The following is a 6,582-nucleotide window of genomic DNA, read 5'->3' as shown; positions in this document are numbered from 1 at the left end:
AATAGAAAAACAGTCGAAACAGGGGGTTAATGTATATTTTTCAATTTGCAGAAGGTCCAAAACTAAGAAAAAGTGAAACATACAACCAGAGCTAAGTGTTAGGGATAGCGTTTATTTTAGTAAGTCCCTTCTTGAGTTTAAAATTTTTACTTACATTTACCACCTTAATATATTATTGAAGAAACTATATCTGAGATGGAGGAGAGTATCATATCCCTTTTTAATAAAGCAATCAGAGGAGATGAAACGGCATTCAGACTATTGTTTGAAACTTATTCCCGGCGTTTGTTTCATCTTGCTTATTATTATCTGCACTCTCGTGAATTGGCAGAAGAGGCCGTCTTGGATGTTTTTACGGTTGTCTGGCAGAAGGGGAAAACGCTATCCTATGTGAAAGAACCGGAACGTTATTTGTATATATCCGTGAAAAATCAGGCTCTGCATTATATAAGAAGAGGATATGTACAAGAAAAAGATTCTTATTCTTTATATGAAATAGAGTTGATACCAGATTCTGATTCTCCGGAAAAAAGTTTGTTGGATGAAGAATATCAGATATTGGTTCAGCAGGCCATTGATTCTTTACCTCCGAAATGCAAAGAAGTATTTCGTCTTGTCTTATCAGATAAATTAAAGAACCGGGAAATTGCGGATGTTTTAAGTATTAGTGAAAAGACTGTTAATATTCATATCGCAAAAGCTTATAAACGTATTGCTGAGTATGTAAACCAGCAATATAAGCAGATAAAAGGCTTTATGCTCCTTTTACTTTAGTCTTCCGGATCTAATCAAAAATCTTTTGTGTCTTTAGCAGATATACGGATAATCGTAACAGTCCTTATACCGGAAAGATTCTCTATTGATCCCTTTTAAATTCATCGACAATCTCCAATAGTTTTGCGCCATAGTTTTCTACGATCTTTTTCCCGATACCGGGTATGCTGAGCAGGTCGCGGCCACTGACCGGTAAAGTGTTGACTACGCCGATCAATGCTTTTTGCTGCAGGATCGTGTAAGGAGGGAGGTCTTTTTCGACGGAAAGTTCATAGCGCCATTGTCTCAGGCGGGCATATAGTTCCGGATATTTGATATCTGTCGATATTTCCTGTTTTTCCTGTTTGGAAGACTTTTCAGAACGTTTGCGGGCAGGTGCTTTTGCCGGTTGTTCGATGCTTGCCTTTGCTTTTGCCGACAGATAGCCCGAGATCGTGAACTCGTCTTTACATCCTTGCAGTGCCGATAGCTTGATGCGGAGGTCTTCGTTCAGTTTGTTGAATGCGTTGGTGACTGTCTTGCGGACTTCTTTATTATCGATTTCCACATTATCGGATGCTTCTTGCAGGGGCGTACAAAGACGGTCTATCTGTTCCAGGAAGTAAGCGACGCCTTTGCGGACCCGTTCCTGGATTCTCTCGTCATGCAGGTAATTGTCGGGATTCTCTGCGATCATCCGTTTTAATTGCTGGATGAAACGTTCGCCGACATCTGTAATTGTCGAGCGAAACACATCGCGGGTGTTGGAATACTGGACACTTAGTTCCGGATATAGCTTTTGCAGATTTCCATATACAGTGAAGGCGGCATATTGCAGGCGTTGCTGAAGATTATTGAAGTCGAACAACTCGCAGATCAGCTCCGTAAAGTATTGTTGTTGGGCTCTCCGGATCTGGTCTTCGCCCGGCCGGCGGCTGTCGACCGATGAGGTAAACGCCTCTATCCGTCCGTCGCTGATCATGGCGTTGCGGGTGATCTGGCTGCTCAGTACAAGTCCTTCCAGTGTCTTGCAACGGCTCAACGCTACATATACCTGTCCATGCGAAAAGGCGGCCGAAGCGTCGATAATCGCATGCTCGAAAGTCAGCCCCTGGCTTTTGTGAATGGTGATGGCCCAAGCTGTTTTCAGCGGATATTGGCTGAAAGTGCCGGATATTGTTTCTGTAATTTCCTGTGTCTCCGGGTTGATCGTGTATTTTACGTTGTTCCAGGTTTCCTTCTCGACGATGATTTCGTTTCCTTCTTTGTCAACAACTGTTATCTTGCTCGGATTGATAAAGACGACTTTACCGATCTTGCCATTGTAATAACGCTTCTCCGGGGAAGAGTCGTTTTTGACGAACATGACTTGCGCGCCGCATTTCAGTATCAGCTTGTCGTCCGTCGGATAAGAGTATTCGGGGAAATCGTTGTTGATCTCGGCCGAAAAGGTGTAAGCCTGACCGGACAGTTCCGCTAATTTCCGGTTGTTGATCTGCTGCGCCTGGTAGTTGTGGGTTGTCAGCGTGATGTAGCCGGCGCGTTCGTCCGGCTGAAAGTCGGGAATGTATCGTTGGTTCAGCCGGTATAATGTATCATCGTCGAATTTGTTTTCGCGGATATTATTCAGCAGGTTGATGAATGACGTGTCGCTCTGGCGGTAGACATGCGTCAGTTCGATGCAGAAATAATTGCTTTCCGACAGGGCCTTGCTGTCGAAAAAGAAAGTTGACGGATAGTGCTCTTTCAGCAGGTTCCATTCATCATCTTTGGCGACAGGGGCTAACTGTTGCAAATCGCCGATCAGTAACAGTTGGACACCGCCGAAGGGTTTATTATGGTCTTTATACCGGCGCAGGACGTCGCTGATTGCATCCAGCAGGTCGGCACGTACCATGCTGACCTCGTCGATCACAAGCAGGTCCATACTGCGGATGATATTGATCTTATCTTTGCGGAACTGGTTCTTGAAATCCTGTTTACCTCCCTGGTATTCCGGAGAAGACGGAATGTAGGGACCAAACGGTAGCTGGAAGAAAGAATGGATTGTGACTCCTCCTGCATTGATGGCGGCGACTCCGGTAGGGGCGACGACGATCATTCGTTTGGGAGACACCTCTTTTAGTCTTTTTAGAAATGTAGTTTTGCCCGTTCCGGCTTTACCTGTCAGAAAGAGGTTGGTTCCGGTATTCTGCAGTAAGTTGAAGGCGAGGTCAAATTGTTGGTTTGTTTGCATGGTACTTAGAAATTAATGATACATTGCAAATGTATTAAAGTTTATGGCTTTGGGCAAGAAATTACGTGCAATTTTTGTATTTTATTGCTTTGAGAAGTCGAAAAAACGGCAGATTTCTCCAAACATTACATCGGAGAAGCCTGCCGTTTCGCTATTTCTTAAACTACTAATGCGGCGATGAATTGGATGAAAAGGATCAGGAAGACCATTGCGATCGGATAGACAGTCGCATAAGCGATGCTCGGGGCGGAACTGTCGCTCATCGAATCGGCTGCCGCAAGCCCCGGCGTACTGGTCATTCCTCCGGCAATCGTACCGATCAGGTCCAGAATATGGATTTTAAAGACAAAATGTCCGAACACTACGGCTACAATCATTGGTACCATTGTGATCGCCATACCGATGCCGAACAGTGTCCAACCGCTTTCCTGGAATGTCGACACCAAGTTGACACCGGCGGATGTTCCGACTTCGGCAAGGAACAGCAGCAATCCGATCTGGCGCAGCAACTGGTTGGCCGAACCGGACATAGACCAGATGATCGGTCCCGTTTTGCCGATTGCACTCAGTATGAGGGCTACGATCAGGATACCTCCCGTCAGTCCTGGCGAGAAAGAGAAAGAGTCGGAAAACGATATGTTCAGCTTTCCGAACAAAACGCCGAGTACGATACCGGCCGCAATCGGGAAGAAGTCCGTGTCGGAAAGTCTTTTTTCGTCATTGCCTAAAACCTGTCCCAACTCTTTGAGGTCTTCTTTCTCTCCGGCAACCATCAGTTTGTCGCCGAATTTCAGCAGCAGGTCCGGTTCGGGAGGAAGGTCGATCCCGCTTCGGCGTACACGGGTGACGGTACAGCAGAAGGTGCTTTGCAGGTTGAGGTAGCCGAGGCTTTTGTTGATTACGTTTTTGTTGGTCACCAGCATGGATTGCAGTTCCTGGGTGCTGCCGAAGGGCAAGTCGTTGTTCACCCGTTCTCCGATAAGCAGCGATAGTTGTTCCAAAGACTTGTCGTTTCCGACAGCCTTGATCATATCCCCTTCGTGCAGGATGGTGTCTGCCGTGGGAATACTGATTTTATCGTTGTGCTCCACACGGGAAACGACGGCGCCTGTCATTGTTCGGAGCTGTAAATGTGCCAATGATTTCATGAAAACATGTATATTGGAAACGAGGAATGTGGCCGTATGTAGGGGCGGATATTTCCCTCTCCGCTGTGCCTCGAGTGCTTTGGCTTCGGCGATCAGGTCTTTACGCAGAAGTTTCGGCAGCAGTTTGATGAAAAGAATGACTCCGATTACCCCGAACGGATAAGCGATACCGTAAGCGATGGAGGCGGAAGACGAATGCGTGCTGTCTATCGCGACGGCAAGACCCGGCGTACTGGTCAGTGCACCGGCGATCAGCCCGACCAGGCTCGGCGTGTCGATCCCCATCACATATTTCAATATCAGGCCTGTGAGGCTGGCGGAGCCGACAATCAGCAAGGTGAGTATAATCAGCGTTTTTCCTTTTGACCGGAACGAGTCGAAGAACCCGGGACCCGCCTGTATGCCGATCGTGAAGATGAACAATACTAAACCGAAGTTACCTAACTCTTTCGGAATGACTACTCCGTAGTGCCCGAAAAGAAGGGCGATAAAGATAACAGCCGATACGTCGAGTGAGAGACCTTTGATCTGTATTCTGCCTAACATGAACCCTAAGGCGATAATCAGGAACAAGGCAAAATAAGACGATTGAAGCAATGTTTCAAACATGTCAAATAGTTTTGTTGTGAAGATTTATGTTTGCAAAATTACACTTTTCTCTTCTTATGGGCAATCTCCTGGTGAGATTTCTGTTACCTTTGCATCCGAAATTAAACAGTAGCAGGAAATTCCGACGTGAACAGATACTTTATTTATTTAGGTTATAACGGCAAGAAGTTTTGTGGTTGGCAGGTGCAGCCGAATGGTGTGACGGTGCAGCAATGTATAGAGGAGGCGTTGGCAACCATCTTGCGCCAGTCGGTCCCGATAGTGGGAGCCGGACGGACGGATGCCGGTGTGCATGCCCGCCTCATGGTGGCTCATTTCGATTGGGCGGAGCCGATTGCCGACCTGGCTTTTCTTGCGGAAAAGCTGAACCGCCTTCTTCCCAAAGATATTGCGGTCTACCGGATCGTACCGGTGTGTCCGGATGCGCATGCCCGTTTCGATGCCACTTCGCGTACTTACAAATATTATATTACGACACAGAAAGATCCGTTCAACTATGAACTGGTCTATAAGATGTCCGGCAAACTGGATTTCGAGGCGATGAATCGCGCCTGCCCGGTTTTGTTCGACTATATAGATTTCACCAGTTTCAGTAAACTGCATACGGACGTGAAAACAAATAACTGCCGTATCTATAAAGCCGGATGGGAGAAAGAAGGCGATGTCTGGGTTTTCACCATACAGGCCGATCGTTTCCTGCGTAATATGGTGCGTGCCATTGTCGGCACTCTGCTGGAAGTCGGCCGGGGCAAGCTCTCTATAGAAGGTTTCCGTCAGGTAATCGAAGCCAAAGACCGCGGCCGCGCCGGCACCTCCGCTCCCGGTCATGCTTTGTATTTGGTAGACGTCACCTACCCCGAAACCGTTTTTATATAATTTTCAATTGTCAATTCTCAATTTTCAATTATTATGTGGCTCGCATTAGCCTTCATGTCCGCCTTCCTTTTAGGTTGTTATGAAGTAAATAAAAAGATATCATTGGATGGGAATGCTGTTATTCCGGTCCTGTTCTTCAATACGTTGATAAGCAGTCTTATTTTCGTACCTTTTATTATCCTGTCTTTTTGTTCGGATGTGCTCGACGGGACGATGCTCTACGTGCCGCGTGTCCCGTTCGAGACGCATGTGGCCGTGTTTATAAAGGCTGTGATTGTCCTGTCGTCCTGGATATTCGGTTATTTTGCCTTGAAGCATCTGCCTCTGACTATTACCGGACCGATTAAGGCGACACAACCGGTCGTGACATTGGTGGGGGCTATGCTTATCTTCGGCGAGCGGCTGAACCTGTACCAGTGGATCGGGGTGATTCTATCCATTGCCTCTTTCTACCTCCTTTCTTCGTCGGGGAAAAAAGAGGGGATTCGTTTTACGCATAATAAATGGATATTCTTTACCATATTGTCCATTCTTACCGGGGCGGCAAGCGGTTTGTATGACAAACACCTGATGGGCAGTTTAGATGTGATGACAGTACAGGTCTGGTTCAATGTCTATCAATGCCTGATGATGCTTCCGATCCTGTTGTTTCTCTGGTATCCGCGCCGGAAAAACACGACGCCGTTTGTCTGGCACTGGAACATCATCTTTATATCTGTCTTTTTGTGTATAGCGGACTGGATTTATTTTTATGCGTTGACTTTCCCCGGTTCGATGATCTCGATCGTTTCGATGGTACGCCGCAGCAATGTCCTCGTAACCTTTATAGCCGGCGCTTTATTCTTCCACGAGAAGAACCTCAAAAGCAAAGCGATCGACCTGTTTTTAGTATTATTAGGAATGATATTCCTGTATCTCGGTACGCGCTAAAACTATTCTGTGTATTTTTGTGGACAATAA

At 46.6% G+C, this 6,582-nt stretch carries 5 protein-coding genes; 3 read left to right on the top strand and 2 right to left on the bottom strand.

All coding sequences use genetic code 11. The features are described from left to right. Positions 1-195: 195 nt before the first annotated feature. A complete protein-coding gene (locus tag DWU89_RS12160; RefSeq protein ID WP_115499911.1) occupies positions 196-774 on the top strand; it encodes an RNA polymerase sigma-70 factor in 579 nt (192 codons plus the stop codon). A gap of 82 nt (positions 775-856) precedes the next feature. On the opposite strand, the gene DWU89_RS12155 is transcribed toward DWU89_RS12160, so the two are convergent. Then, positions 857-2,989, bottom strand: a complete 2,133-nt coding sequence (locus DWU89_RS12155; RefSeq protein ID WP_115499910.1) for an HRDC domain-containing protein — start codon at positions 2,987-2,989, stop codon at positions 857-859. A gap of 158 nt (positions 2,990-3,147) precedes the next feature. Further along, positions 3,148-4,746 carry an aspartate:alanine exchanger family transporter gene (locus tag DWU89_RS12150; protein WP_115499909.1) on the bottom strand — a complete coding sequence of 533 codons (1,599 nt, stop codon included), beginning with the start codon at positions 4,744-4,746 and terminating at the stop codon, positions 3,148-3,150. Between the two features lie 126 nt (positions 4,747-4,872). On the opposite strand from DWU89_RS12150, the gene truA reads away from it, so the two are divergent. Beyond that, positions 4,873-5,622 carry a tRNA pseudouridine(38-40) synthase TruA gene (truA, locus tag DWU89_RS12145; protein WP_115499908.1) on the top strand — a complete coding sequence of 250 codons (750 nt, stop codon included), beginning with the start codon at positions 4,873-4,875 and terminating at the stop codon, positions 5,620-5,622. A gap of 33 nt (positions 5,623-5,655) precedes the next feature. Continuing rightward, positions 5,656-6,552: a DMT family transporter gene (locus DWU89_RS12140; RefSeq protein WP_115499907.1), complete on the top strand. Its 897-nt coding sequence runs from the start codon at positions 5,656-5,658 to the stop codon at positions 6,550-6,552. The last annotated feature ends 30 nt before the right edge of the window (positions 6,553-6,582 follow it).

Origin of the sequence: Parabacteroides acidifaciens (assembly GCF_003363715.1) — a bacterium.
GTDB classification, from domain to species: Bacteria; Bacteroidota; Bacteroidia; order Bacteroidales; family Tannerellaceae; genus Parabacteroides; species Parabacteroides acidifaciens.
The sequence above is the reverse complement of the archived record's forward strand: the minus strand, read 5'-3'. Positions and strand labels throughout refer to the sequence as shown.